The sequence below is a fragment of the Streptomyces fructofermentans genome, assembly GCF_014651055.1.
GTDB lineage: Bacteria > Actinomycetota > Actinomycetes > Streptomycetales > Streptomycetaceae > Streptomyces > Streptomyces fructofermentans.
Genome location: NZ_BMWD01000034.1, coordinates 38319 through 63405, shown reverse-complemented (window position 1 = coordinate 63405; position 25087 = coordinate 38319). Strand labels below are relative to the sequence as shown.

The window sequence follows — 25087 nt, the reverse complement described above, 5'->3', positions numbered from 1 at the left end:
CCGCCCACCGGCCCGTCACTCCACCACGCGCCGCCCGTCACTCCACCGCTCGCCGCCGGCCGCCGCCCCGCAGCTGGCAGCCGGCCCGCTGCCGGCCGCCGGCCGCTCGGCCACGGTCGCCGTGACCGGCCGGTTCGAGGGCCCCGGAGACCGCGGCCAGGGGCGACGGTCCGTTCCGTGACGGGCGGGCACCACGGCAGGTCGCTCGCTCCGGCATCCGCGCGCCGGGCGCCCTCATGCACTGCCGGGCGCCCCGACCGCGCCGCCGGAGCCCGTGGCCGACCGGGCCCCCGAGTCCCACCGGGTCCGGGCCCGACCGGGCGCAAGTCCCCGCCCGTACGCCCCGCCCAGCCAACCCGGGGACGCCCCGAGCCGCCGTACGGGAGCAGCCGTCACGACGCCCGCGGCCCGCACCGGACGCCTCGGGCGGCCGTACAGAAGCAGCCGTGCAGAAGCGGCCGTACAGGTGCCGCCATGGAGAAGCCGTCGCGTGGCGCGTCAGCCCCGTGACGCCCCCGCGCCCAGCGCGCCCCGCTGCGGCCGTATGCCCGCCGGGACGGCGCGCTGCCGGGCGGGGGTGCCCGTCCAGCAGGTGCCGCGGCGGTCCAGCAGGCGCCGGAGCCACAGTTCGAGGGAGACGATGTCGGCGAGGCCCTCCAGGGGCAGGGGTTCGCCGTCGGCGGCGGCCCGCAGCGCCTTGCGTACGACGCGGGCCTCGACCAGGCCCGCCTGGGCGAGCAGGGGCGTGTCGAAGAGGACCACCAGGTCGTCCACGGCGACCCGCAGTCCCGTACGGGCGGCGGCGTTGGAGGACGCGTGCGAGGGCGCGCCCCAGCCCGGCGGGAGATCGGTGACGCCGGCGCCCTCCAGGACCGTGCGCAGGATCGCGGCCCGCGCGCCGGGCCGGACCCGCAGCGCCTCCGGCAGCGCGCGGCAGGCGCGGACGACCTGGTTGTCGAGGAAGGGGGCGTGCAGGCGCTGGAAGCGGACCTCGGCGGCCTGCTCCAGGACACGGAGGTCGGTGGCGTGCCGGGCGAGGGCGGAACGGGCGCGGAAGTCGCCGGGGCGCTGCCCCGGACCGATGCCCGCCCGGCTCGTCGCACCGGTCAGGCGAACCGATACTTCAGCGAGGGCCTCACCGGTCAGCCAACGCGCGGCGGGCCCGGGTCTCGCCCACGCGAGGGCTGCGAGCGAGGCGCCCACGGCGCCGCCCGGCTCGTCGAACCGCCTGCTCAGCAGCCGGTCCGCGAGTCCCTGGACTCCGACGAGGTAGGGGGTGCGGGCCAGCTTGCGGGCCGCTCCGTACACGCGCGCGGGGACCATGACCGATCCGTCGGCCTTCGCCAGGGCGGCGACGGGACGCACCAGGTGCCGTCGTTTGCGGTCCATCAGCAGGTCGGCGAGGCGGGCCGGGTGGGCGTCCAGGACCTGCCGGGCGCCGTACCCCGTGAAGTGGTCCGCGCTGCCCGAGGCGAGCCGGGCGCGGTGGCGGGCGGCCGTCACCAGGGAGGCGGCCGGCTCGTCCGTCAGCGGGCCCTCCAGCTCGGCGTACGGGAGGACCTCCTCGCCGCCCGCGACGACCACGTGGTGCAGGCGGGGGTTGGCCGCGAGTGTGCCGGCCCGCTCCAGTTCCGCCTCCCGCCCCCGCACCGCGAGGTCGTTGAAGGTGACCGCGAGCAGGCGTTCACCGGCTCCCGTGCCGTGCCCGAGGACGGTGCCGGGTGCCCCCGGGAGTCCGGCGGCGAGCAGGGCGAGCGTGCCCGAGGCGGGTCCGCCGGAGAGGTCGGCCCCGATGCCGGGCACGGGCGTGCCGCGCGCGGCCCGTCGTTCGGCCGGCCCCATGCCGGGGACGGGACCGGGGTCGACGTCCGTACCGGGTACGTGCCGGGGCGCGGCGAGGCGGGCGCGGACGGCGTCCACCAGGGCGTCGCGGACGGCGTCGACCGCCCGGTCGGGATCGGCGGCGGGCGCGGCGACGGCGAGGGAGGCCACCTGTTCGTACCCGGCGATCTCTCGGGCTCCGGCGCGCAGGATCAGGGCATGGCCGGGCGGGATGCGCCGTACGCCCTCGTAGGGAGTCGAGTCGTGGAGCGCGGCGGGTACGTCCGGCGCCGCGAGCAGGGCCGCGAGGTGCCCGAAGTCGAGGTTCGCCTCGATGAGGTCGGCGAGCGGCAGCGCGGCGGTCGCGTAGGCCGTGCCGCCGGCCCACGGGGTGTGGAACACGGGCCGGGCGCCCGCCAGGTCGCCGCAGACCATGAGCCTGCGGCCCACCTGGACGACGGCCGTGTAACTGCCCGACCAGGCCGTCAGGTGCCGGAGTGCCCCGCCCCGGGCGGCGAACAGGCCGACCCGCAGCTCCTCGTCGGAGGCGCCGCAGGTGCCGAGGACCGCGATGCGGTTCTGGGCGTCGGCCTTGACCACCCGGACCTCGTCGGGGCGCCAGTCGCCGACCGCCCACAGCGGATCCGGGTCGCCCCACAGGAGTTGGGAGCCGACCGGGTGCACCGTCTCACCGTCGCCGCCGGTGGCTCCCGCCGATCCGATCCCGGGCGCGCGCGTGGAGGTGCTGCTCCATCCCACCAACCATCGCATCGCCGCCTCCACGGGCTGTGGACAACCAGTGCACCGTACGAACGGTCCCCATGCTGTCACGAAGAAGGGGCGCGGGAGAGCCGGTGGGGCCGCTTGTGCTCCCCCGGGTGCGCCCCTGGTGAGATGCCCGCGTGGAGGCGAACGCACGCACGGCACAAGGGAGTCGCCCGGAATTCGTCCGGCCGCTACGACGCGAATGCGCCCCCGGCACGCTCCCCAAAAACACCCAACGCGCCCTCAAGTGCCATGGTGAGGGGGATATTCGACCTCGGAACGAGGGGGCGGAATTCAGCCAATTCGGCGATGACCGGGCAGGCCCGCACACGCTCCGTACAGGCCGTGCGCAACGCACAGTCCGGGAGGCGGACTCCGCCTCCCGGACCGGTCCGCCGCCCGCGGGGATGTAGGCGGCGGTGTCCCCCAGCCCACTGGATCCAGTACAGCGGGCCGACCCACGCGTCATCCATGGAAGCGCTCCCCGGGTGGCCGGAGAAGAGCGCACGGGCGGGCGCACGGCCACACACCGGGAGCACGGTGCGACGCTGCGTGCTTGCCCCCGGACCACAATCCCGCCATCCGGAACAATGCCCCTTAACGCTTGGGATGCGGCGAACTACCCTGTGTTTGCCTGTGTTTTCGCGGGAGGCATATTCCTCAGGGCTCGGCCACGTGCTTTTGCGGCCGGAGTTGTGGGGGTCTGCACCCGGGAGGACTCAGCACGAATGCCGCGTGGTCGACCCCACGCGGCAGCCGTCTGTGTCGAGGGGTGGCGCATGTCCAGGGAGCAACGCGGGCCGAACGAGAAACTCGGCGCCGTTCTCGCCCTCGCGGGAATCAGCAACGCAGGACTCGCGCGACGCGTCAACGACCTCGGCGCACAACGCGGGTTGACTCTTCGCTACGACAAGACGTCGGTGGCGCGCTGGGTGTCGAAGGGCATGGTGCCGCAGGGCGCCGCGCCGCATCTCATCGCCGCCGCCATCGGCCAGAAGCTCGGCCGCCCCGTGCCGCTCCACGAGATCGGCCTGGCGGACGCGGATCCGGCGCCGGAGGTGGGCCTCGCCTTCCCCCGGGACGTGGGGCAGGCCGTGCGCTCGGCGACCGAGCTGTACCGGCTCGACCTCGCGGGGCGCCGGGCCGGCTCCGGCGGCATCTGGCAGTCGCTCGCGGGATCGTTCGCGGTCAGCGCGTACGCGACACCCGCGTCCCGCTGGCTGATAACCCCGGCCGACAGTTCGGTGGCGCGCGACGCGAACCCGGCGGAGGGCTCGGGAGCGACACTGAAGGTCGGCCACAGCGACGTGCAGAAGCTGCGCGAGGCCGCCGAGGACGCCAGGCGCTGGGACTCCAAGTACGGCGGCGGCGACTGGCGTTCGTCCATGGTGCCCGAGTGCTTACGGGTCGAGGCGGCGCCGCTGCTGCTCGGCTCGTACTCGGACGAGGTCGGCCGCGCGCTCTTCGGGGCGTCCGCCGAACTCACCCGCCTCGCGGGCTGGATGGCCTTCGACACGGGCCAGCAGGAGGCCGCCCAGCGGTACTACATCCAGGCGCTGCGCCTGGCGCGCGCGGCCGCCGACGTCCCCCTCGGGGGCTACGTCCTGGCCTCCATGTCCCTCCAGGCGACGTACCGGGGCTTCGGCGACGAGGGCGTCGACCTCGCGCAGGCCGCGCTGGAGCGCAACCGGGGACTGGCCACCGCCCGCACGATGAGCTTCTTCCGCCTCGTCGAGGCACGGGCCCACGCACGCGCGGGTGACGCCCACGCGGCCGGCGGCGCGCTCAAGGCGGCCGAGGGATGGCTGGAGCGGGCCCGTGACGGCGACCACGACCCGTCCTGGCTCGGCTTCTACTCGTACGACCGTTTCGCGGCCGACGCCGCGGAGTGCTACCGCGACCTCAAGGCTCCCCGGCAGGTCCGGCGCTTCACGGAGCAGGCCCTGTCGAAGCCGACGGAGGAGTTCGTACGCTCGCACGGGCTGCGTCTGGTGGTGTCGGCGGTCGCCGAGCTCGAGTCGGGCAACCTCGACGCGGCGTGCGAGCAGGGCGTGCGGGCGGTGGAGGTCGCCGGGCGCATCTCCTCGGCCCGCACCACCGAGTATGTGAAGGACCTCCTCCACCGGCTGGAGCCGTACGGCGACGAGCCGCGCGTGGTGGAGCTGCGGGAGCGTGCCCGGCCCCTGCTGATGGCACCCGCCTAGGCCGGAGCGCCCGCCCCGGGCCGGGGTCCGGGGCGGACAGGCGTTTCGGAGGCCCGGCACCCGTGCCGGGCCTCCGCCCGGGACCACCCGCCTCGCCGGCCCGCGGTGCGCCGGGTACGGGCCCCGACCCGGTTCGAGTGCGATGGTGGGAGCCGCGGCGGGAGCACCGGGCACGGCAGGCACTGCGGGCACGGCGAGCGCGGCAGGCACGCCGGGCCCGGTCGGCACGGCAGGCGCCGGACGCGGTCGCGGGTGGCCCGGGGCGCGGCCCCCCGCGACCGCTCGGCACATCTCGCGTCCACCGGGTTTGAGGGCGTTGTCAGTGGCGCAGTGCACTATCGAGTCGGGAGGTGGGACAGATGCGGCGGGAGGTCGCTCACGACTGCGACGTGCTGGTGATCGGCGGTGGCATCGTCGGCCTGTCGACGGCGTACGCGATCACGCGTGCGGCGCCGGGCACCCGGGTGACCGTGCTGGAGAAGGAGCCGGGTCCGGCCCGTCACCAGACGGGGCGCAACAGCGGGGTGATCCACAGCGGGATCTACTACCGGCCGGGTTCCCTGAAGGCGCGGTTCGCGGTGCGGGGAGCCGCCGAGATGGTCAAGTTCTGCACGGAGTACGGCATCGCGCACGCCGTCACCGGCAAGCTGATCGTCGCCACCGAGCGGTCCGAGCTGCCCCGGCTGCACGCGCTCGTGCAGCGCGGCCGGGAGAACGGCCTCCAGGTCAGGGAGCTGGGCGCCGCCCAGATCGGGGAGTACGAACCCGGGGTGCGCGGCCTGGCCGCCATCCATGTGGCGACGACGGGCGTGTGCGACTTCGCGGGTGTCGCGCGGCGGCTCGCCGAGGCCTCGGGGGCGGAGATCAGGTACGGGGCGAAGGTCGCGTACATCGACCGGCGTCCGGACCTCGGGGTCGCCGTCCGCACCTCCGACGGGGAGATCGTGCGCGGGCGCGCGCTGGTCAACTGCGCGGGACTCCAGTGCGACGGGATCGCCCGTCTCGCGGGAGACGACCCGGGAATGCGGATCGTCCCGTTCCGCGGCGAGTACTACACCCTGACCAGGCCCGGCCTGGTGAACGGCCTGGTGTATCCCGTGCCCGACCCGGCCTTCCCCTTCCTCGGCGTCCATCTGACCCGGGGCATCGACGGAAGCGTCCACGTCGGACCCAACGCGGTGCCGGCGCTGGCCCGCGAGGGCTACGACTGGCGGACCGTGCGCCCCCGCGAGCTCGGGGCGACCCTCGCCTGGCCCGGCTCCTGGCACATGGCCCGGCGGCACTGGCGGCAGGGCGGCGGCGAGGTGCGCCGCTCGCTGTCCAGGACGGCCTTCACACAGGCGGTCCGGCGACTGCTTCCCGCGGTGACCCCGGACGACCTGGTGCCGGCTGCCGCCGGGGTCCGCGCCCAGGCGGTGCTGCGCGACGGCACTCTGGTCGACGACTTCCTCATCAAGGAGGCGCCGCGCACGGTCCACGTGCTGAACGCCCCCTCTCCCGCGGCGACCGCGTCCCTGCCGATCGGCCGCGAGGTGGCCCGGCGGGCCCTCGCGATGCTCTCGCGCCCCTGACCGCGCCGGCACCCGTAGCGCCCGTGGGACCCGTGGGACCCGTAAAATCGCACGCACTGTGTCTGAGTCGCCCATCACCCCCGATGCCCGCCGCCGCCCCGACGACGCCTCCCCCGGTGCGTCCACGGCCTCCCGCCCCAAGGGCGAACCCCGCTTCCCGGACGGCCCTCGTCCCGATCCGGCCGGTTCGCACTTCGAGCGGCGGATCCGCAGCTTCCAGCCGCGGCGCAGCCGGGTGACCCAGGGCCAGTCGGACGCGCTCCGGCGCCTGTGGCCCAAGTGGGGGCTGGACATCGACGGGCAGCGCCCCCTCGACCTGGCCGAGTTGTTCGGTGCCGACGTCCCGGTCGTCCTGGAGATCGGGTTCGGCATGGGCGAGGCGACCGCGCAGATGGCCGCCGAGGACCCGGGCACGGGGATCCTCGCCGTCGACGTGCACACGCCCGGCCAGGGAAACCTGCTGAACCTCGCGGAGCGCGGCGGCCTGGCCAACATCCGCGTCGCCAACGGGGACGCGATCATCCTGCTGCGCGAGATGCTCGCCCCGGACTCCCTGTCCGGCCTGCGGGTCTACTTCCCGGACCCCTGGCCCAAGAAGCGCCACCACAAGCGGCGGCTGATCCAGCCGGAGTTCCTCACGCTCGCCGCGAGCCGCCTCGCACCCGGCGCGGTGCTGCACTGCGCGACGGACTGGGAGGAGTACGCCGAGGTCATGCTCGAAGTCCTCACCGCGCACCCCGACTTCGAGAACACGGTGCCGGACGGCGGCTATGCCCCGCGCCCGGCGTTCCGTCCCCTGACGCGTTTCGAGGGCCAGGGACTGGACAAGGGACACGTGGTGAACGATCTCCTGTTCCGCCGCGTACCCCACAGCGCCCCCTGAGGGCACGGGGAACCGCGGTCGCCCGGACGGGCGTTCGCACGCACCCGACCACGCGTGACACCCCCCACGTCGTCCCCGGACCGCGCGGAGCGCCGACGCACCGTCGCGGGCCGAACCCCTCCCTCGTTAGGGTCATTGCCATGGCCACCGGTCCCCCGTATCCACCACCCCCCGGCATACCCGCCGCAGGCGCGGCGCACTGGTGGCGGCGCAGGTGGGTGCGCTACGGCGCGCTGGTCACCCTGCTCGCCCTCTCCGGCCTGGTCATCCTCGCGATGGTCCGCGAACAGACCGGTACCGAGGGCTTCCTGGTGGGCCTCGGCCTCGCCGTACTGCCCGTGCCGCTGCTCGTCGCCGCGTTCCGCTGGCTGGACCGCGTCGAGCCGGGCCCCTGGCGCAACCTCGTCTTCGCCTTCGCGTGGGGCGCCTGCGCCGCCGCGCTGATAGCCATCGTCGCCAACAGCTTCGCGACCCGCTGGATAGCGACGGCCACGGCCGACCCGTCGGGCGCCGACACCCTCGGTGCGACCGTCATCGCCCCCGTGGTCGAGGAGTCGGCGAAGGCGGCCGCGATCCTGCTGGTCTTCCTGTTCCGCAGACGGGACTTCACCGGCGTCCTCGACGGCGTGGTGATCGCGGGCGTCACCGCCACCGGTTTCGCGTTCACCGAGAACATCCTCTACCTCGGCACCGCGTTCGGCACGGACCAGCTCACCGGCGACAGCGGCATCGCCTCGGTCACCGCCGCGACCTTCTTCGTCCGCGTGATCATGTCGCCCTTCGCGCACCCGCTGTTCACGGTGCTGACCGGCATCGGCTTCGGTGTCGCGGCACTCTGCGCGGACCGCCAGCACGTGCGGCGCGTCCTGCTCCCGTTCACCGGGCTGCTGCTCGCGATGGGCATGCACGCGATGTGGAACGGCTCGTCGACCTTCGGCGACTTCGGCTTCTTCGCCGTCTACGCGGTCTTCATGGTCCCGGCCTTCGGGCTGCTGACCTGGCTCGTGGTGTGGACCCGCCAGCGCGAACTGGGCACGATCCGCTCCGAACTGCCCGCCTACGCCGTCGCCGGCTGGCTGACGCCGCCCGAGCCGTACGTCCTCGGTTCGATGAAGGCGCGGCGGCTGGCCCGGGAGTACGCCAGGCACCACGGCGGGCGGGCGGCGGGCCGTGCCGTCGCCGAGTACGAGGCGTACGCGACCTCCCTGGCCTTCCTGCGCCACCGGGGCAGCCGCGGTCGCGCGAACGCGGACTTCACCGTCCGTGAACAGGAGTTGCTGCACGAGCTGTGGGCCCGCCGCGCGGCGGCCCGTCCGGCCCTCGCGTACGCGGCCCGGGCGACGGCCCCGGTGCGGATGCCGCCGCCGTGGCCGGTCCCGGCCCAGCCGTACGCACCGCCGCACGGCTACCCGTTCGGCCCTCCCCAGGGTCAGCCGGTCCCGTATCCGGCGACGGCGCCCCATCCCGCGTACAACCCGTACCGCACCTAGGCTCCCGGGCCCCCGGGGCCCGGCGGGTGTGTCAGGCGGAGGCGGCCGTCAGCTTCGCGAGGTCTGCGTCCGTGAGGGTCAGGTCCGCCACGGCGAGCAGCGCCGGGAGCTGCTCCACCGTGCGGGCGCTGGCGATCGGCGCGGCCACCGTGGGGCGCGCCGCGAGCCAGGCCAGGGCCACGGTCGCGATCTCGGCACCCCGCTCCTGGGCGACCTCGTCCAGGGCCGCGAGGACGCGCGGTCCGCGCTCGGTCTCCAGGAAGGCCCCTGCCGCCGTGGCGCGGGCGCTGTCCACGATGACTCCGGGGCGGTACTTGCCGGTGAGGAAGCCCTTTGCCAGCCCCCAGTAGGGCACGGCCGCCAGCCCGCCGCGCGAGGCGATGTCCCGGAGGGGCCCCTCGTAAGTGTCGCGGGAGACCAGGTTGTAGTGGGGCTGGAGCGCGACGTACCGCGCGAGTCCGGCGCGGTCGGAGAAGTCGAGGGACTCGTGGAGCCGCTCGGGGGAGATGTTGGACGCGGCGATCGCCCGGACCTTGCCGGAGCGCACGAGCCCGTCCAGGGCGCTGATGATCTCCTCGACGGGCACGGAGGGGTCGTCGAAGTGGGTGTAGTACAGGTCGATGCGGTCGGTCCGCAGCCGCCGCAGCGAGGCGTCCGCGGCCGCCCTGATGTTCTCGCCCGACAGGCCCTTGTACCGGGGGTGCGCGCCGACCTTGGTCGCGACGAGGACGTCGTCGCGGTTGCCGCGTGCCGCCAGCCACTCGCCGATCACGGTCTCGGACTCGCCGCCCTCGTTGCCCGGCGCCCAGGCCGAGTAGGAGTCGGCGGTGTCCACGAAGTTCCCGCCCGCGGCGGCGTACGCGTCGAGCACGGCGAAGGACTGCGCCTTGTCGGCGGTCCAGCCGAAGACGTTGCCGCCGAGGGCGAGCGGGAAGACTTCCAGATCGGACGGGCCCAGCTTGCGAAGAGAGGTCATGGGTACGTCAACGGCCTTGTCGGACAGCCGTATTCCGGACGTACCCGGTCGCCCCGCGGGACCTACGGGTTGAGGCCCTTGCCGCGCAGCCACGCCATCGGGTCGATGTCGCCGCCGCCGCTGGTGTGGACCTCCAGGTGGAGGTGCGCCCCGGTGACGTTGCCGGTCGCGCCCACGCGGCCGATGACATCGCCCGTGGCGACCTTCTGGCCGACGCTGACGCTGATCGAGGACTGGTGGGCGAACCACAGCTCCGTGCCGTCGTCGAGCGTGAGCACCGTGCGGTAGCCGTACGACCCGTCCCAGCCGGCCTGCGTGATCGTGCCGCTGTGGATCGCCTTGATCGGCGTACCCGTGGGGGCCGCGAAGTCCAGGCCCGTGTGGTAGCCGGAGGACCACAGCGCGCCGGCCTGACCGAAGGTCGAGGTGATCGTGTACGAGGAGGTCGGCAGCGTGTACTGCTTCGCCAGCTCGGCCAGGCGCGCGGCCTCCGCCTTCGCCTTGGCCTCGTCCTCCGCCTTCTTCTTGGCGGCGGCGGCCTTGGTCTCGGCCGCCTCCTTCTCCTTGGCGGCGAGCGTGGCGGCCTTCTTGGCGGCGGCGGCCTCGGCGGACGCCTGGGCCTCGCGGTCCACCTGGTCCTGCTGCTGCTCGGCCTGGAGCATGATGCGGGCTCGCAGGGCCTCACCGGCGTCCGCGTTGCCCTCCTCGGCGTCCGCGGAGGTCAGGCCCACGGCGGTGAGCGGAGTGCTGGATCCCTGGGGCTCGGTGTCGTCCGAGATCAGCGAGCCGACGTTGGGCAGGTCGGGCATCGAGATCGACACCGGCGGCTTGCCGGTCTGCGCGGTGGCCATGCCGCCCGCGCCGACGGCGGCTATGACACCGACGCCGAGAACGGTCGAGCTACGGGCGAGTCCTCCGCCGCGCTGCTTGGACACGCGGTGCTTGCCGCGGACGGGACGGATGGAGTCCTCGGTGGGATTCCAGGGCTCCCAGCTCTCCTCGTTCCGGGCGATGCCGTAGCCGAACGTGTCGGGCTTGTCGTCCGACTGCTCGCTCGGCGCGAACGAGGTCGTGGGTGCAGGCCGGTTGGACGCCACGTAGGCGCACTCCTTTCCTTCCTCTCGCCTACCGGGTTAGCTGACGGGTTCGGAGCAGGAAGGTCTCCTACGCGCGTCAACCGCGGTGTCATACACCGCGACGGACTTGCGATTCACCCCAAGTAGTGGTTCCCCGGTTCCCTTGCGGGATTCGACGCGTGCGCACGGAGCCGTCTCTTGTGACGGCCGGGACGACCGCGCTGCGTTATCGAACGTTAATAGACCCGGGCACCGGATTCCAAGCCGTTCTTGATGATCGTTACGGCGGCCGGCTTGGACTTTCAGGTGATGAGCGGGGTAAATCGGGCGAGTTGATCGACATTCAGCGCGATCAATTCTGTTGACGGTGCGTCAGTTGTTATGCGGAGGGACGTCATTCGACTACCCCTGGTGACAGGGGGGTCCCGACGGCACCGCGCCTCACGGCCGCCGCACCGCGAGCAGCGCCATGTCGTCCGTCGTCCCGCCCCCGGTGTGGCGCCTGACGTCGTCCACGAGCGCGTCCAGCAGCGCCCCGGGCCCCGCGAAGACCCGCCCGGAGAGGTCCCGGGCCGGATCGAAGAAGACGTCCCGCGCGTCCCGTGCCTCCGACAGTCCGTCCGTGTGCACGAGCAGGGTGGCTCCGGGCGGGAACGCCTCCTCCTGGACGTCGTCCGGCCAGGAGGCCAGCTCGCCCATCCCGAGCGGAAGGGCCGGCCGCTCCGCGGCGAGCACGCGGACGCTTCCGTCGGCGTACAGCAGCAGGGGACCGGGGTGGCCGCGGTTGAGCAGCCGTACGACTCCGTCGCCGTGCGGGATCTCGGCGAGCAGCGCGGTGACGAAGCCCTCGACGGTCTCGACGCCCTCGCGCCGGGTCAGTTCACGGGCGAGGGCGTGCTCCAACCGCTGGACGACCGCCTCCAGGGTCGCCTCCTGGTCGGCGGCCTCCCGGAAGGCCCCGACGGCGACGGCGACGGCCCCGACCGCGCCCATCCCCTTGCCGCGCACGTCGCCCACGATGAGCCGTACGCCGTGCGGGGTGTCCTGGGCCGCGTAGAGGTCGCCGCCGATCAGCGCGTCCGCCTGCGCCGCCTCGTACCGTGCCGCGACCCACAGGGTGCCGATCCGCTCGGCGGGTTCGGGAAGTACGGCCCGCTGGACGGCCTCGGCGATCCCGCGGGCGGAGGCGAGCCGTGCGTGGGCGCGGCTCACCAGCCGGTTGATGAGGACGGCCAGTACGGCGACCGTCGCCACGGTGGCGACCTCGGTGATCGCGACCGCGTCGAGTGCGTACCTGATGTGCACGCCTGCGGTCGCCGCGATCGCCGCGATCCCCGTGCGCAGGGTGACGCCGAACGGGAAGAGCGGCGCGGCCACCAGGGGCGCGGCGGCGAAGAAGGGGGCGCCGGTGAGGTCCTGCGGGGTGCACAGCTCGTACACCACCCCCGCGACGATCAGCAGCGCGGGCAGCAGGCGGACGAGGACGCCTGCGGTACGGGCGGAGCGCCGCGGATGCCCGGCGGGCGTCCCCTCGTGAGCCTCCAGGAGCCCCACCACTCGTTCTCCTGCCCTTCGCCGACCCTGCGTACAGGCTGTCCGGAGCCGGGTCCCGGGGCGAGCCCACGGGGGCCGGGCGGGTGAGGCGGCCGGACGCGGCGATGCGGGAGCGCGGGATCGTCGAGGCCGGGCGGGGCGGCGCCGGGCGGGCGCGGAAACACCGGAGGCCGGAACCCTTTCGAGTTCCGGCCTCCGGCCTTCAGTAGCGGGGACAGGATTTGAACCTGCGACCTCTGGGTTATGAGCCCAGCGAGCTACCGAGCTGCTCCACCCCGCGTCGTTGAGACCAGTGTACGCCATCCGCGGGACCCGGGGCGCACACGCCGCGGCCACCCGCCCGCGACCGGACCGCGCGCGACCGGACCGCGCGCGGGGCGGGCGGCATCCCGGCCGGCCGTCAGTCGAGCAGGTGGCGGTTGGGGGCGGTGGCCCGCTCCTCGTACTCCGGCAGTACGACGACGCAGGCGCCCCCGGCCGCGAGCAGCCCGCTGCCGTCCGCCCCGGTCACGAAGGTGTCCGGCTCCCGCCACGCGGTCACGACCCGGCGCACGCCCGCGTCGAGGATCAGCCGGGCGCAGGGCGTGGGCCGCGAGGAGCGGCGGGCGCAGGGCTCCAGGCTGCTGTAGACCGTGGCGCCCGCGAGGCGGGGGTCGTCCGCCGCGATCCTGGCGAGCGCCGCCTCCTCGGCGTGGTCCGCGGGGTCGGTCTCGCGGGAGTGGCCGCGGGCCAGTTCGGTGCCGTCGGCCGCGACGACGACCGCGCCCACGCTGAAGGCGGTCCGGGAGGGCGGGCAGGCGGCGGCCAGTTCGCAGGCGAGCGCGAGCCACCGGTGGTCGGCGGCGACGGCGGCGGTTCCGGAGCCGGGGGCCGTCGGCACGTACCGCATGAGGACGACGTCGCCGACGGCACGCGTCCCAAGCAGCCGCATCCGGTTGCGCGGTCCGCCCGGGTACCCGCCGGGCCCGAAGAGCCGGGGCGCGTCCGGCTCCCCGACGACCAGGGGGGCGAGGGCGAGCTGGAGTTCGTCCGCGAGGCCCTCCCGCAGGAGCTGGGTGTGGACCCGCCCGCCGCCCTCGACCATCAGGCGCCGTACTCCGCGCACGTCGTGGAGGTGGGTGAGGACGGCCCGCCAGTCGATCTCGGGGCCGACGGGGACCACCTCGATGCCGTGGTCCGGGAGTCCGCCGAGCGCGGCCCTGGCACGCGGGGCGCCGCCGTCGGAGGTGTAGACGACCTTCTCGCCGCCCGTGGGCCAGAAGTTGGCGGCGGGGTCGAGGTCGCCGCTCCCGCTGACGGCGACCTTCAGCGGGTACTCGGACCGTCCGGCGGCGAGCCGGGCCGCGCGCCGCTCGGCGGAGTTGACGAGCAGCCGCGGATTGTCGGCGCGCAGGGTGCCGGCGCCGACCAGGATCGCGTCGGACTCGGCCCGCACCTCGTCGACCCGGTCGAAGTCCGCCGGCCCGGAGAGCAGCAGCCGCTCGGGGCCGGTGTCGTCCAGGTAGCCGTCCAGGGACACGGCGGCGGACAACAGGACGTGGGGGTACGGCATGGACGCGCTCTCTTTCGGACTCTCACGGAAGGCGGGCCCGGGCAGCCGGGGACGGTTCCGGACGGTCGGCGTGGTGCGGGGTGCGGTGGTGTGGCGGCGCGGTCCCGGCGGGAGGCACCGCCGGACTTGGTTCAAGTTTGAAGCAAACCTACACTGGGGGAATGACGACCCGCTGGCTCACCCCCGAGGAGCAGCGCGCCTGGCGCGCGTACATCGCAGCCTCGCACCTCCTGGAGGACGCGATCGACCGGCAGCTCCAGCAGGACGCCGGTATGCCGCACCTCTACTACTCCATCCTCGCCAACCTCTCCGAGGCGCCGGAACGCCGCCTGCGCATGACCGACCTCGCCGAGCGGACGAAGATCACCCGCAGCCGGCTCACCTACGCGGTGACCCGCCTGGAGAAGGACGGAGCGGTACGCCGCGAGGGGTGCCCCGAGGACCGGCGGGGCAGCACCGCGGTCCTGACGGACGAGGGCACGGCCCTGCTGGAACGCACGGCTCCCGGCCATGTCGAGACGGTCCGCGCCACCCTCTTCGACCATCTCACCCCGGAGCAGGTGGGACAGCTGGAGGAGATCTGCGCGGGTGTCGCCCGCGGCATCCAGGGCGACGGTCCGCGGACCGCGGGTGACGACGTCCCCTGGCTCCGCCGCTCGTCCACACCCTGCTCGTGAGCCGCGGGAACTCATTGCTTCAACTTTAAAGCATGGGGTAGTGTCTCGATCCGAGCCCTTGCTTCAAATCTGAAGCAGAACGTCCCGGGACGGGCCCGTGCGACCCCGTACGACTCCGCACGGACCCGGTACGCCCCGAGGGGGGAACCCGGGCTCGCGAAGCCGATCAGCACCCGGACCGGGAGAAACCGCATGCCCGACCACCCCGCCGCCACCCCGCGCTCGCGCGTCGGGGTCCCACTGCGCTTCCACGACGGCTACGGCGTCGACGCCGAACTGGTCACCTTCCACGGCCTGGCCGACGGCCGTGAGCACGTGGCGATCGTCCTCGGCGAACCCACCGCCACCCCGCTGGTCCGCCTCCACTCCGAGTGCCTGACGGGCGACGTCCTCGGCTCGTCCCGCTGCGACTGCGGCCCCCAGCTGCGCGAGGCCGTCGAGCGGATCGCGGAACAGGGCGGCGTGCTGCTCTACCTCCGCCAGGAGGGCCGCGGCATAGGCCTCTACAACAAGCTCGACGCGTACGCCCTCCAGGACGAGGGACTCGACACGTACGCCGCCAACACGGCCCTGGGCCTGCCGGAGGACGCCCGGGACTACACGGCGGCGGCACAGATGCTCGCCGCCCTCGGCATCACGGACCTGGACCTCCTGTCGAACAACCCCGACAAGGCGGAGCAGCTCAGCGAGCTGGGCATCACCGTGCGCCACCGCGTCCCGACGGGCGTCTTCGCCACGGACCACAACGTCCGCTACCTGCGCGCGAAGGTCGTCCACACCCAGCACACGCTCCCCCTCCAGGAACTGACGGCGGGCTGAGCACGGCGCGGCACCGCGCTGCGCGTGGCGGGCGCTTCAGTCGTCCTCGGCGGCCGTGAGCCGACCCAGGTGCCGCAGGAGGTCGCCGGCGCCGTTCCGGTCCTCGCCGAAGTTGACCCTCAGGCTGAAGCCCGCCTGCGTCTGCGTGACCACGAAGTCGTGGCCCTGCGCACGGGCGTCGCCGATCAGCGTCTCGATGTCCGCCGCCGTGGCGTCCGTGCCGGCCAACTCGACCTGGCAGGTCACGGTCCGCTTCGTCACCCTCATGGCGCCTCCACTGCTCCGGGCGGCCGCCGTCGCCGTCGGCCGCCCCGCTTTCCGTGCCGGCAGCGGACCGTGCCGGTCTCAATGCTGGTGGCCGGTCGGACCGTGCAGGTGTCGACGAGGGATCGTCCGGGCCTGGCCCCACCGCGGATCGGGGCCGGACTGATCGAGTGGTTGTGTCAGCGCCGACCGATCCGTTCGCCGCCGGGCGGCCTTGAGCTCGGCGTAGCTGGTGACGAGCCCTCCCACGGCGGTGACCGCGGTGACCCCGAGTCCCGCCCAGGCCAGGACGTTGGACTCGGCGTCGTCCCCGTCCGCGCCGAGGGAGGCGCCGTCGAGGTAGTAGCTCGACGCCAGGAGTACGACGCCCACCAGGAAGAGGAGGATCCAGACCGCCATCCGCTGCCTGTAGGTCTTGTCGTCGGGTGGTTTCCGCATGCGAGGCCTCCCACATGGACCTCTTCCCATGGTGCGTCGCGATCCCACCGGGTGCCATTCCTGGCCGGGCCTCCTGGGAGGTACCCAGGACTTCCCTCGCCGGTGCGGTCGCCCCGTGCGCCGGATGACAGCGGCCCCGCTCTCCTTCGGGAGGGCGGGGCCGTTTTCGTCGTCCGGAGTCAGGCGCCGTCGGACGGGTCCGTGACGAACGAGCCGAGGCCGCGCACCGTGTAGATGGCGCCCTCCTCGCGCAGGTTCGCCAGCACCTTCTGCGCGGTGTCGACCGCGACGCCCGTCTCGGTGACGATCTGCTGCACGGACGGGACGCGCGACCGCGCGGGGTAGGTGCCGTCGGCGATCCGGGCGCGGATCACCTCGGCGATCTGCTCCCACTTCGGCCGGTCCTCTGCCCACTCGTCGATCATGAGGCACCGTAGGCATGCACCCACATCCCCCGCGATGGGTAGAACCTTGCGGCATACGAGGGTGTACTACCCAGCACTAGGGTATTTTCAGGACATGGATGCCCCCGCGCCGTGCGACCGGCCGGGGGCCTGGACGACTGGTTGGAGTCGACATGTCGGAGCCTGGCCACGCCCCAACCCCCGGCACCGACAAGGACCGGCCCGGCGGCTGGTGCCACTGGCACGAGGGCCCGTCCGGAACCGCGCTCCTCGTGGGTGCGCACGAGCGGAACTCCGGCCCGCCGTTCGCCCTGTACGCCTGCGCACCCTGCCGTGAGCAGCGCGGCCTCACCCCGCTCGCGTGACCTGGCGGCCGGGACGGCCGGCGCCCACGATCCGGACGTCCAGGTCCACGAGTGCGGACCCCGCTGCCCGACGCGTCCGCGACACCCCTCACAGCAAGGAGACACCGAGTGATCTGCGCACGCTGCGACCAGCCCATCGAGCCCGTCCAGGCGTTCGAGACCTTCCCCGTCGACTCGGGGTCGGCCGCCCGCGACGACGTGACCCTGCACGCCCGCCTGTGCGACGCGCCCGCACACCGGACCGCGCCGGACCCGACCCGCGCTCGGCAGCGGCGGGAGCCGCCGGCCGCGCACGCGGCGGGCGACCGGTACGCACCGCCCGCCCGGTAGACCGCCCGCCCCGCACCCCCTCGCCGGACGGCCGCCGTCACCGCCGGCCCCCTTGCTTCGGGCCGGCTACGGGAGGGCACGATCAGGCCGCCGGCCGCGCGGGCGCCGGAGCCCGCGCGGCCTCGCCGCATCCCGACCGTCAACCTCCTTGGGACAGTTGGGGCTCGATCCTGAAGAGTTCGCCGCCGATCTGGCCGATGAGGCCGTGTTCGTAACTCATGAGCTCGGGAGCGATTCCAGCCAGCACCGGACTGTTCCGCAGCGGCACCCGGCCGCGCCAGCGCGTCGCGCCACTGTCCAGGTCCAGGCCCACCAAGTGCCCGGACGGGACGAGGTAGTACGCGACCCGGTCGACGAGGTCCACCGCGGCGGCGGAGGGCAGCTCCCTCGTCGTGGGATCGCCTGCCTCGTTGCGCAGCGTCAGCCCGAGGTCGCGCGACCACAGCCGCTCGCCGCTGTCGGCGGAGTACGCGGCGGCGGTGCCGTTGCCGCCGGCGGACAGGATGAGGCCGTCCGCGACCACACCCGTCGGCAGGTCGTCGACGCGGTGCTGCGCCACAGAGCCTGAACGGGTGTCGACGCGGGTCAGGGTGGCGGGACCGGGGTCGCTGAAGAACTTCTGTCCGCCGGCCATGCCGCCCAGCAGCACGGTGTTCCCGTCCGTACCGATGTACGTGGTCGGGCCCTTGACGGTCGCCACCGTCCTCGACGTGCCCGTCGCCGGGTCGAGGCGGACGACGGTGCTCCGTCGCGGTGACTTCGCGCTGCTCGACGAGCACGTCAGGTACGGGACGCCGTCGATCACGGCCCGGTCGCAGTCGGCGTTCTTCCATTTGTACGTCCACAGGGTGCGGCCCGTCGTGCCGTCCAGCGCGACCACGCTCTTGAAGGTCGGGGCGTTGGCGAGGATCCCGCCGTCGAACAGGACGGCGGAGGTCCGGCCACGGCTGTCGTCGGCCAGCTCGTGCTTCCACAGCACCCGCCGGCCGGCGATGTCGAGGGCGACGAGGTCCGTGCCGGCCCTGGGCGCGCCCGGGGCGTGATCGGCGTAGGTGTACAGCACCCCGTCCCGGACGCCGGGCATCGATCCCGCCGGGGCGCTTTGGCCGTCGGCGCCCTTGGCCTTCCGCTGCCATTCGACCTTCCCGGTACCGGCGTCCACAGCGATGGCGTCGTGCTGCATCCCCCGGCAGTACACGGAGCCGGTGCCGGCACCGGTGGCGCAGGCGTCCCACTGCGCACCGGGCAACGGGGTGTGCCACAGCAGCCTGCTCTTCTCACTCACCCGCGTGGCCGGCCGGGCAGTCCCGTTGTCGCCGGTGACGAGGGCGACGCCCACGGTGACGCCGGCCAGCCCGAGGGCGGCTCCGGTGACCCGCAGGAGGTTCCGCCGCCGACGGCGGCGCACGATGCGGTCGGCGATGCCCGCGGGAGCGCCGGGGCTGTCGGGGGTCCAGGCGTGCAGGACGTCCCGGACCACGCGGTCCAGCTGGTCGGCGTTCATGTGCGGGCTCCCTTCAGGGGGTTGCGGTTCGGGGTGGTGGTCACGGTCCGCGCGGGGGAACCCAGCTCCGGCGCGAGCGCGCGCAGCCGGGCCAGCGACCGGTGGGTGGTGCTGCGTACGGTCCCCACCGAGCAGCCCAGCACGCCGGCGACCTCCGTCTCGGACAGATCCTCGAAGTAGCGCAGCACCAGTACAGTGCGTTGCCGCGACGTCAGTCGGGCCAGGGCATGGCTCACGGTGATCCGCAGGTCGGCGGCGGATGTGCCATCGGTGACACCGAAGCTCTCGGGCGGCGCGGCGAAGGTCGCCTCGCGGTGCGGCCGACGCAGCCGCCAGCGGCTGATCTGATGCCGGTACATCACCTTGCGCACATAGCCCTCCGGATCCTCGATGTGCCGCCAGCGGCCCAGCACTTTCGTCAGGGCGGTCTGCACCAGGTCTTCGGCCTCGTGGCGGTCACCGCCGGTGAGCAGGTTCGCCAAGCGCAGCAGGGCGCTCCACCGGGTATCGACGAAATCCCGGAATCTCTCGTGGTCCTGCGGGTCCATGGGCCCTCCCGTTTCTCAACGCCCACAAGGACGCGCGAACCGCGGGGAATCTATGTCTGCCGTTGCGGGACTCTTCCGAGCAGGCCACCGTGCCCGTGCCCGTGCTGCGTGGCCGGGCACCCCGGCGTCTCCTTCGGAAGGCCCGAGTCCGCGTCCGGCGAGGACCCGCGCCATCGACCCCGACGAGGTCACGGTCGGCGGCCCGCCGCGCCCCGGCGACGTCACGGGGCGGGAAACGACGGAACCCCCGCCGACCGGGTCGGCGGGGGTTCCTGCCCCGAAGGGGTTGGTAGACCCTGTGGGACTCGAACCCACAACCAATGGATTAAAAGTCCACTGCTCTGCCAATTGAGCTAAGGGTCCGCGCACCGGCCGGAACCGGTGCACGCGCCGGCCGGAGCCGATGCAGGAACGAGCATAGCCGGACGGGGCCGGGACTCCGATCGGGTATCGGCGACCCGGCCGCGCCGGACGGGCGGAACGCTACGGATCGAGGGGTTCCAGGGCACCCGAGCGCAGCGCCTCACGGGCACGCGTGCGTTCGTGGTCCGGGTTGAGGAACCAGTGGCGCGCCGAGGCGAACCACCAGGCCGCGGCGAAGCCGAGCACGACCAGCACCGCGATGGAGGCGTAGTTGAAGGTCTCCCACGTCACGGGCGAGACCTGGGGCAGCATGAAGAGGACCGTGATGACGCCCACCCAGACGACCGCCACGACACCGATCGGGCGCGACCACCGGCCGAGGTGCCACGGCCCGCGTTCGAAGTCGTCGCCCTTGCGCAGCCGCAGCAACGTCGGGATCACGTACGCGATGTAGAGCCCGATGACGGCGATGGACGTCACCGCCGCGTACGCCGTGACGTTGATGAGGTACGGCAGACCCAGCACCAGCGCCCCGAGCGCCGCCAGCCACACCGCCGCGACGGGCGTGCGCGTGCGCGGGCTCACCGTGTGCCACACGTGCGAGAACGGCAGCGCCCCGTCCCGCGAGAAGGCGTAGATCATGCGGGAGTTGGCGGTCACGGACGCCATGCCGCAGAACAGCTGGGCACCGATCACCACCAGCAGCAGGAGCTTGCCCGCCGTCGCGCCCAGCGCGTCCAGCAGGATCTGGGCCGGCGGCACCCCGGTCGGCGAGCCGAGGGCGCCCTCGTACGACTGGATCGCGAAGGTGAAGCCGAGGAGCAGCACGAAGCCGGCTATCCAGGAGGTCCAGATGGACTGGACGATGCCCTTGGGGCCGGCCGTGGAGGCGTCGTGGGTCTCCTCCGTCATATGGGCGGAGGCGTCGTACCCGGTGAAGGTGTACTGGGCCATCAGCAGGCCGAGCAGGACGACGTACAGCCCGCTGCCCCACCCGGTGTTGTTCACGAACTCGGTGAACACGAAGGACGCCGACTGGTGGTGGTCCGGCACGAAGGCGAGCGCGCCCACGATGACTCCGACGCCCACCACGTGCCACCAGACGCTGATGCTGTTGAGCAGTCCGACGATCCCCACACCGAACGTGTTCAGCAGCCCGTGCAGGACCAGGATGCCGGCGAACAGCAGGATCGTACGGCCGGGTGTCACCTCGAAGCCGAACTGGAGGTTCAGGTAGGCGCCCAGGAACGAGGCGGCCCCGAAGTCGATGCCCGCGGTCACCGCGACCTGCCCGAGCACGTTGAACCATCCCGTGAACCAGGCCCAGGCGGCGGCCGTACGGGGCGGCGCCAGCCGGTGCGCCCAGAAGTACAGCCCCGCCGAGGTCGGGTACGCGGAGCAGATCTCGGCCATCGCGAGCCCGACGATCAGCGTCATGAGTCCGACGCCGACCCAGCCCCAGGTGATCACGGCCGGCCCGCCGGTGTTCATGCCGAACAGGTACAGCGTCAGGCACCCCGAGAGCACCGAGATGATCGTGAAGGAGACCGCGTAGTTGGAGAACGCCGACATGCGGCGGGCGAGAACCTGCGTGTATCCGAGCTGGGCCAGCCGCTCTTCGTCCGACGGCCCACTCGCTCTGGCGTCATCTGTCATGCCCCCAGCAATTCCCTCGCCGTGGGTACGACATGCGCCACGGAGCCGCCCACTTGGCCGGAAAGAATTCCCTCCGCGCCCCGGCCGCCGCCGACCGCCGGGGCTCGACGGGGGCCCGGGCCCGGCGCCTTGCGGCCCCCCGGGCGCCCGGCCGCGCCGCGGAACGCCGAAGGGCCCGGCCGACCGAAGTCGTCCGGGCCCCTCAGGGAGTGCTCAGTGGCTGTTCAGGCCACGTCAGCCGTTGCGCTTCCAGCGCGGCTTGTCGTCACGGCGGCCGAAAAACGGGCCGGAGCCCGAACCCGAGCCGGAGCCGGCGCCGCGGTGGTCGTCACGACGGCCGTACGGGCGGTCGTGGCCGCCGGCGCGGAAGCCGCCCGAGGGACGGTCGCCCTGACGGTCGCGGTTGAACGGGCGGTCGCTGCCCCGGTGGCCGGCGGGACGGTCGTCCCGGCGGAAGCCGCCGGACGGGCGGTCGCCGTCACGGCGGTCGCGGTTGAAGCCACCGGACGGACGGTCGTTGTCACGGCGGAAGCCACCGCGGTCGCCACCGCGCTCACCGTCACGACGGTCGTCACGACGGAAGCCGCCGGACGGACGGTCGTTGTCGCGACGGAAGCCACCGCGGTCGTTGTCGCGGTTGAAGCCGCCGGACGGGCGGTCGCCGTCACGGCGGTCGCGGTTGAAGCCACCGGACGGACGGTCGTTGTCACGGCGGAAGCCACCGCGGTCGCCACCGCGCTCACCGTCACGACGGTCGTCACGACGGAAGCCGCCGGACGGACGGTCGTTGTCGCGACGGAAGCCACCGCGGTCGCCGCCACGGTCGCCGTCACGACGGTCGTCCCGGCGGAAACCGCCGGAGGGACGGTCGTCACGACGGTCACGGCGCTCGTAGTTGCCCCGGTCGTCGCGGCGCTGACGCGGCTCCTCGCGCACCGGCTCGTCGGCGAACTGCGCCGGCTCCTCGGCCACGGCCGCCGCGGCGGCCTCGACGACGGCGGCGGCCTCGGCCAGCGCCGCCTCCGGGTCCTCGCCGCGCTCACGCGCGGCACGGGCGATCAGCCGGTCGGACTCCTCGCGGAGCTCGGCGGCACGCCGCTGCGCGCGCTCCAGCTGCTGGGTGAGCTGCGACACCTCGCGCTCGGCCTGCTGGGCCGCGTTGCCGGCCGACTCGGCCTGCACCTCGGTCATGGACCGGGCGCCGGTGATCTCGGCCACCTCGGGGTCGAAGGCCGCGCCGCCCTGGATGATGTGGCGCGAGGCGTCGACGCCCGCGTCCTCCATCAGGCGGAAGATCTGGCGGCGCTGGTGCGGCAGGGACAGCGACACGACGGTGCCGGAGCGGCCCGCGCGGGCGGTACGGCCGGAGCGGTGCAGGTAGTCCTTGTGGTCGCCGGCCGGGTCCACGTTCAGGACCAGGTCGATGCCGTCCACGTGGATGCCGCGTGCCGCCACGTCGGTCGCGACGAGCGCGTTGACGTAGCCCTTCTTGAAGTCCTCGAGGACGCGGGTGCGCGCACCCTGCGTCATTCCGCCGTGCAGCGCGTCGGCCTTCACACCGGAGTCGCAGAGCTGCTCGGCGATGCGGTCGGCGCCCAGCTGGGTGCGGACGAAGATGATCGTGCGGCCCTTGCGGGAGGCGATCGCGGCGGTGACCGGCGCCTTGTCCTTCGGCTTCACGATGAGGATGTGGTGCGACATGGTCGTGACGTTGCCCTGGGCGCTGTCGACCTCGTGCGTGACCGGGTTGCTCAGGTAGCGCTTGACCAGCGTGGAGATCTCGTTCTCCATCGTGGCCGAGAACAGCATGCGCTGGCCGCCGCCGGGGATCTGGTCGAGCAGCTCGGTGACCTCGGGCAGGAAGCCCAGGTCGGACATCTGGTCGGCCTCGTCGAGCACCGCGACCTGGACGTTCTCCAGGGAGCAGGCGCCGCGGTTGATGAGGTCGCGCAGCCGGCCCGGGGTGGCGACGAGGACGTCGACGCCGCGCTCCAGGGCGTAGATCTGGTTGCTCATCGACGTACCGCCGCAGACGACCTTCATCTTCAGGCCGAGCACGTCGCCGTACGGCTGGAGGGCGTCGGCGACCTGCATCGCGAGCTCACGCGTCGGCGTCAGGATGATGCCGCGCGGCTTCTTCTTGTCGGTCTGGCCGGCGGACAGCTGGGTCAGCAGCGGCAGACCGAAGGAGAGGGTCTTGCCGGAGCCGGTGCGGCCGCGGCCGAGGATGTCCTTGCCGGCCAGGGCGTCCGGGATGGTCGCCGCCTGGATCGGGAAGGGGGTGGTCACGCCGTTCTGCGCGAGCTTGCGGACGACGCCCTCGGGCAGGCCCAGGTCGCCGAAGGTGACCTCGGGAGTCGTGGGAGCCGCGGTCTCGTCGACCGTGTCGGTCGCCTCGTTCTCGGGCAGGACGATGTGATCAGAACTGGAAATGGACATGCGAATGCGAAACCTTCCGGAGTCTCGTCGGCACGCGCCCGTCAACTCCGTGATTTCGCAAACGACCGCCTCAATGCGGTCAGCCACGGCAAGGGAGAGTACGCGCCACGCGGCGCGCTCTGCATTGGCGCCGGGCAAATGGGATCAAACGATCTACCACCATACGCACCCACCACCCCTGAAGGCAAACCGGGCCCGTCGGCCCCCTCCCCCTCCGGGCCCCGGAACCGTCCGGAACAGGTCAGATCTCCACGCCCGCCCGGGGTGCGGGCTCCCGCTCGGCGAGCTGCGGAGCGGGATCCGGATGGGCCGAGGACGAGGGCTCCGCGGCCGGCGGGGAGGGCGGCTGCGGGCTCTCGCCGGTGGGCGTCGGATCGGGTTCCGGGCGGTCGGACGTGGGCTGTTCCCTGGTCGGTGTGGGCTCTCCGGGCCCGGGGTCCCGCCCGTCGCCGCCCTCGTCGCGGCCCTTCCCGTCCCGGCCGTCCCGGCCCGCCTTCCCGGCGCTCGGCGACCCGCTGTCCCCGGCCGACGGCGAGGCGGACCCGGACGCGGCGGACCGGCGCCCCGCCCCACCGTGTTCTCCGTCACTCGCGCCGCGGTGTCCCGTGCCGCCGCCGGACACCGCCGGACCGCCGCCGGCCTTCTCACCGTCCCGGTGCCCCGCCGAGTGCGAGGGTTTCGCCCGGTCGCCCGCGTCGTCGCCCACACTCATGCAGCCGGCGGACGCGGCGACGGCCAGGGCGGCCGCGGCCAGACGGACGGGTACGTACAGGGCGCGCACGGGCAGCCACCTCCGGTAGGGGTCTCCCCCGCTGGAACGCGGCGCGAGCCCGGGGAAGGACTCGGGGAGTCCCCCTGACCAACTCCCGGCGCCCGCCGTAGGACACGCGCCCCGCGCCGCCGGGCCGTCCCCGCCCCGCGCGGCGGTCAGCCGTAGCCGAGAGCGTGCAGCCGGGCGTCGTCGATCCCGAAGTGGTGGGCGATCTCGTGCACCACCGTGACCTCCGTCTCGGCCACGACGTCCTCGCGCGACTCGCACATGCGCAGCGTGGGCCCCCGGTAGATCGTGATCCGGTCCGGCAGCACCCCGGCGTACCACTCGCCGCGGTCGGTCAGCGGGGTCCCCTCGTACAGTCCGAGCAGCTCGGGGTCGTCCGCGGGCGGCTCGTCCTCGACGAACACCGCCACGTTGTCCATCAGCCGCGTCAGCTCCGGGGGAATCCGGTCCAACGACTCGGCGACCAGTTCCTCGAACTCCTCGCGCGTCATCTCCAGCACAGGGCCATTGTCCGGCACGGACGCCCGGCCGGTGCGGTCGCGGGCCGACGAGTGTCCGCCGTACGCACGCGCACGGCCCCCGGAGCGGACGTACCGGCTCCGGAACCGCC

The 25087-nt window shown here is 73.5% G+C and carries 22 protein-coding genes, 2 tRNA genes and 1 riboswitch; of the genes, 8 read left to right on the top strand and 16 right to left on the bottom strand.

Annotated elements, in window-relative coordinates:
* Positions 1 to 498: 498 nt before the first annotated feature.
* On the bottom strand, positions 499 to 2592 hold the full coding sequence (locus IE265_RS33425) for an asparagine synthase-related protein (RefSeq protein WP_190039511.1): 2094 nt from the start codon (positions 2590 to 2592) through the stop codon (positions 499 to 501).
* Between the two features lie 773 nt (positions 2593 to 3365).
* Between IE265_RS33425 and IE265_RS33420 the strand changes: the two genes are divergently transcribed.
* The 4 genes from IE265_RS33420 to IE265_RS33405 all read left to right on the top strand — a co-directional run bounded on the left by IE265_RS33420 (position 3366) and on the right by IE265_RS33405 (position 8734).
* On the top strand, positions 3366 to 4790 hold the full coding sequence (locus IE265_RS33420; protein ID WP_190039510.1) for an NsdA family TPR-like regulatory protein: 1425 nt from the start codon (positions 3366 to 3368) through the stop codon (positions 4788 to 4790).
* Positions 4791 to 5149: 359 nt separating this feature from the next.
* Positions 5150 to 6361, top strand: coding sequence for an L-2-hydroxyglutarate dehydrogenase (gene lhgD / locus IE265_RS33415; protein ID WP_190039509.1), 1212 nt, complete (start codon positions 5150 to 5152; stop codon positions 6359 to 6361).
* Positions 6362 to 6434: 73 nt separating this feature from the next.
* Complete coding sequence (trmB, locus tag IE265_RS33410) at positions 6435 to 7244, top strand: tRNA (guanosine(46)-N7)-methyltransferase TrmB (protein WP_229916811.1); 810 nt, start codon at positions 6435 to 6437, stop codon at positions 7242 to 7244.
* Between the two features lie 140 nt (positions 7245 to 7384).
* Positions 7385 to 8734, top strand: coding sequence for a PrsW family intramembrane metalloprotease (locus IE265_RS33405; RefSeq protein ID WP_190039507.1), 1350 nt, complete (start codon positions 7385 to 7387; stop codon positions 8732 to 8734).
* Between the two features lie 31 nt (positions 8735 to 8765).
* On the opposite strand, the gene IE265_RS33400 is transcribed toward IE265_RS33405, so the two are convergent.
* The 5 genes from IE265_RS33400 to IE265_RS33380 all read right to left on the bottom strand — a co-directional run bounded on the left by IE265_RS33400 (position 8766) and on the right by IE265_RS33380 (position 13892).
* Positions 8766 to 9710: an aldo/keto reductase gene (locus IE265_RS33400; RefSeq protein WP_190039506.1), complete on the bottom strand. Its 945-nt coding sequence runs from the start codon at positions 9708 to 9710 to the stop codon at positions 8766 to 8768.
* A 62-nt stretch (positions 9711 to 9772) separates the two neighbouring features.
* Complete coding sequence (locus IE265_RS33395; RefSeq protein ID WP_190039505.1) at positions 9773 to 10807, bottom strand: M23 family metallopeptidase; 1035 nt, start codon at positions 10805 to 10807, stop codon at positions 9773 to 9775.
* Between the two features lie 10 nt (positions 10808 to 10817).
* A riboswitch (cyclic di-AMP (ydaO/yuaA leader) is annotated at positions 10818 to 10974 on the bottom strand.
* Positions 10975 to 11227: 253 nt separating this feature from the next.
* The gene (locus tag IE265_RS33390) at positions 11228 to 12343 is read right to left on the bottom strand and encodes a PP2C family protein-serine/threonine phosphatase (protein ID WP_190039504.1); all 1116 of its coding nucleotides are present in this window, start codon (positions 12341 to 12343) and stop codon (positions 11228 to 11230) included.
* 203 nt (positions 12344 to 12546) lie between these two features.
* A tRNA-Met gene (locus IE265_RS33385) sits at positions 12547 to 12620 on the bottom strand.
* Positions 12621 to 12740: 120 nt separating this feature from the next.
* Complete coding sequence (locus tag IE265_RS33380; protein WP_190039503.1) at positions 12741 to 13892, bottom strand: dihydrofolate reductase family protein; 1152 nt, start codon at positions 13890 to 13892, stop codon at positions 12741 to 12743.
* A 161-nt stretch (positions 13893 to 14053) separates the two neighbouring features.
* Here IE265_RS33380 and IE265_RS33375 point away from each other — a divergent pair, with 161 nt between their 5' ends.
* Together IE265_RS33375 and IE265_RS33370 are read left to right on the top strand one after the other, a co-directional pair.
* On the top strand, positions 14054 to 14569 hold the full coding sequence (locus IE265_RS33375; RefSeq protein ID WP_190039502.1) for a MarR family winged helix-turn-helix transcriptional regulator: 516 nt from the start codon (positions 14054 to 14056) through the stop codon (positions 14567 to 14569).
* 192 nt (positions 14570 to 14761) lie between these two features.
* Positions 14762 to 15388 (top strand): GTP cyclohydrolase II, encoded by a 627-nt coding sequence (locus IE265_RS33370; protein WP_190039501.1) that lies wholly within the window; start codon positions 14762 to 14764, stop codon positions 15386 to 15388.
* 36 nt (positions 15389 to 15424) lie between these two features.
* On the opposite strand, the gene IE265_RS33365 is transcribed toward IE265_RS33370, so the two are convergent.
* From IE265_RS33365 to IE265_RS33355, 3 genes are all read right to left on the bottom strand, one after another.
* A complete protein-coding gene (locus tag IE265_RS33365; RefSeq protein ID WP_190039500.1) occupies positions 15425 to 15655 on the bottom strand; it encodes a hypothetical protein in 231 nt (76 codons plus the stop codon).
* 78 nt (positions 15656 to 15733) lie between these two features.
* Complete coding sequence (locus IE265_RS33360; RefSeq protein WP_190039499.1) at positions 15734 to 16090, bottom strand: hypothetical protein; 357 nt, start codon at positions 16088 to 16090, stop codon at positions 15734 to 15736.
* A gap of 179 nt (positions 16091 to 16269) precedes the next feature.
* A complete protein-coding gene (locus tag IE265_RS33355; protein WP_190039498.1) occupies positions 16270 to 16515 on the bottom strand; it encodes a GntR family transcriptional regulator in 246 nt (81 codons plus the stop codon).
* A gap of 152 nt (positions 16516 to 16667) precedes the next feature.
* On the opposite strand from IE265_RS33355, the gene IE265_RS33350 reads away from it, so the two are divergent.
* On the top strand, positions 16668 to 16859 hold the full coding sequence (locus IE265_RS33350) for a hypothetical protein (RefSeq protein ID WP_190039497.1): 192 nt from the start codon (positions 16668 to 16670) through the stop codon (positions 16857 to 16859).
* 108 nt (positions 16860 to 16967) lie between these two features.
* Positions 16968 to 17189 (top strand): hypothetical protein, encoded by a 222-nt coding sequence (locus IE265_RS33345; protein ID WP_190039496.1) that lies wholly within the window; start codon positions 16968 to 16970, stop codon positions 17187 to 17189.
* Positions 17190 to 17328: 139 nt separating this feature from the next.
* Here the strand turns inward: IE265_RS33345 and IE265_RS33340 are convergent, their stop codons facing one another.
* From IE265_RS33340 to IE265_RS33310, 7 genes are all read right to left on the bottom strand, one after another.
* Positions 17329 to 18693, bottom strand: coding sequence for an outer membrane protein assembly factor BamB family protein (locus tag IE265_RS33340; RefSeq protein ID WP_190039495.1), 1365 nt, complete (start codon positions 18691 to 18693; stop codon positions 17329 to 17331).
* Positions 18690 to 19241, bottom strand: a complete 552-nt coding sequence (locus IE265_RS33335) for a SigE family RNA polymerase sigma factor (protein WP_190039494.1) — start codon at positions 19239 to 19241, stop codon at positions 18690 to 18692. The genes IE265_RS33340 and IE265_RS33335 overlap by 4 nt, the downstream gene beginning before the upstream one ends.
* Positions 19242 to 19528: 287 nt before the next feature.
* Positions 19529 to 19604, bottom strand: a tRNA-Lys gene (locus tag IE265_RS33330).
* Between the two features lie 120 nt (positions 19605 to 19724).
* Positions 19725 to 21260: an amino acid permease gene (locus IE265_RS33325; RefSeq protein WP_190039493.1), complete on the bottom strand. Its 1536-nt coding sequence runs from the start codon at positions 21258 to 21260 to the stop codon at positions 19725 to 19727.
* Positions 21261 to 21494: 234 nt separating this feature from the next.
* Positions 21495 to 23699: a DEAD/DEAH box helicase gene (locus tag IE265_RS33320; RefSeq protein WP_190039492.1), complete on the bottom strand. Its 2205-nt coding sequence runs from the start codon at positions 23697 to 23699 to the stop codon at positions 21495 to 21497.
* 241 nt (positions 23700 to 23940) lie between these two features.
* Complete coding sequence (locus IE265_RS33315) at positions 23941 to 24480, bottom strand: hypothetical protein (RefSeq protein ID WP_190039491.1); 540 nt, start codon at positions 24478 to 24480, stop codon at positions 23941 to 23943.
* 146 nt (positions 24481 to 24626) lie between these two features.
* Positions 24627 to 24977 carry a metallopeptidase family protein gene (locus IE265_RS33310; RefSeq protein ID WP_190039490.1) on the bottom strand — a complete coding sequence of 117 codons (351 nt, stop codon included), beginning with the start codon at positions 24975 to 24977 and terminating at the stop codon, positions 24627 to 24629.
* Positions 24978 to 25087 lie beyond the last annotated feature (110 nt).

Bases quoted from the DNA above. Each gene is read 5' to 3' on its own strand.
- IE265_RS33365 (WP_190039500.1), bottom strand. From the start codon at position 15,655: ATGAGGGTGACGAAGCGGACCGTGACCTGCCAGGTCGAGTTGGCCGGC.
- IE265_RS33340 (WP_190039495.1), bottom strand. From the start codon at position 18,693: ATGAACGCCGACCAGCTGGACCGCGTGGTCCGGGACGTCCTGCACGCC.
- IE265_RS33320 (WP_190039492.1), bottom strand. From the start codon at position 23,699: ATGTCCATTTCCAGTTCTGATCACATCGTCCTGCCCGAGAACGAGGCG.
- IE265_RS33335 (WP_190039494.1), bottom strand. From the start codon at position 19,241: ATGGACCCGCAGGACCACGAGAGATTCCGGGATTTCGTCGATACCCGG.
- IE265_RS33325 (WP_190039493.1), bottom strand. From the start codon at position 21,260: ATGACAGATGACGCCAGAGCGAGTGGGCCGTCGGACGAAGAGCGGCTG.
- IE265_RS33420 (WP_190039510.1), top strand. From the start codon at position 3,366: ATGTCCAGGGAGCAACGCGGGCCGAACGAGAAACTCGGCGCCGTTCTC.
- IE265_RS33350 (WP_190039497.1), top strand. From the start codon at position 16,668: ATGTCGGAGCCTGGCCACGCCCCAACCCCCGGCACCGACAAGGACCGG.
- IE265_RS33425 (WP_190039511.1), bottom strand. From the start codon at position 2,592: ATGCGATGGTTGGTGGGATGGAGCAGCACCTCCACGCGCGCGCCCGGG.
- IE265_RS33375 (WP_190039502.1), top strand. From the start codon at position 14,054: ATGACGACCCGCTGGCTCACCCCCGAGGAGCAGCGCGCCTGGCGCGCG.
- IE265_RS33380 (WP_190039503.1), bottom strand. From the start codon at position 13,892: ATGCCGTACCCCCACGTCCTGTTGTCCGCCGCCGTGTCCCTGGACGGC.
- IE265_RS33355 (WP_190039498.1), bottom strand. From the start codon at position 16,515: ATGATCGACGAGTGGGCAGAGGACCGGCCGAAGTGGGAGCAGATCGCC.
- lhgD (WP_190039509.1), top strand. From the start codon at position 5,150: ATGCGGCGGGAGGTCGCTCACGACTGCGACGTGCTGGTGATCGGCGGT.
- IE265_RS33370 (WP_190039501.1), top strand. From the start codon at position 14,762: ATGCCCGACCACCCCGCCGCCACCCCGCGCTCGCGCGTCGGGGTCCCA.
- IE265_RS33400 (WP_190039506.1), bottom strand. From the start codon at position 9,710: ATGACCTCTCTTCGCAAGCTGGGCCCGTCCGATCTGGAAGTCTTCCCG.
- IE265_RS33360 (WP_190039499.1), bottom strand. From the start codon at position 16,090: ATGCGGAAACCACCCGACGACAAGACCTACAGGCAGCGGATGGCGGTC.
- IE265_RS33405 (WP_190039507.1), top strand. From the start codon at position 7,385: ATGGCCACCGGTCCCCCGTATCCACCACCCCCCGGCATACCCGCCGCA.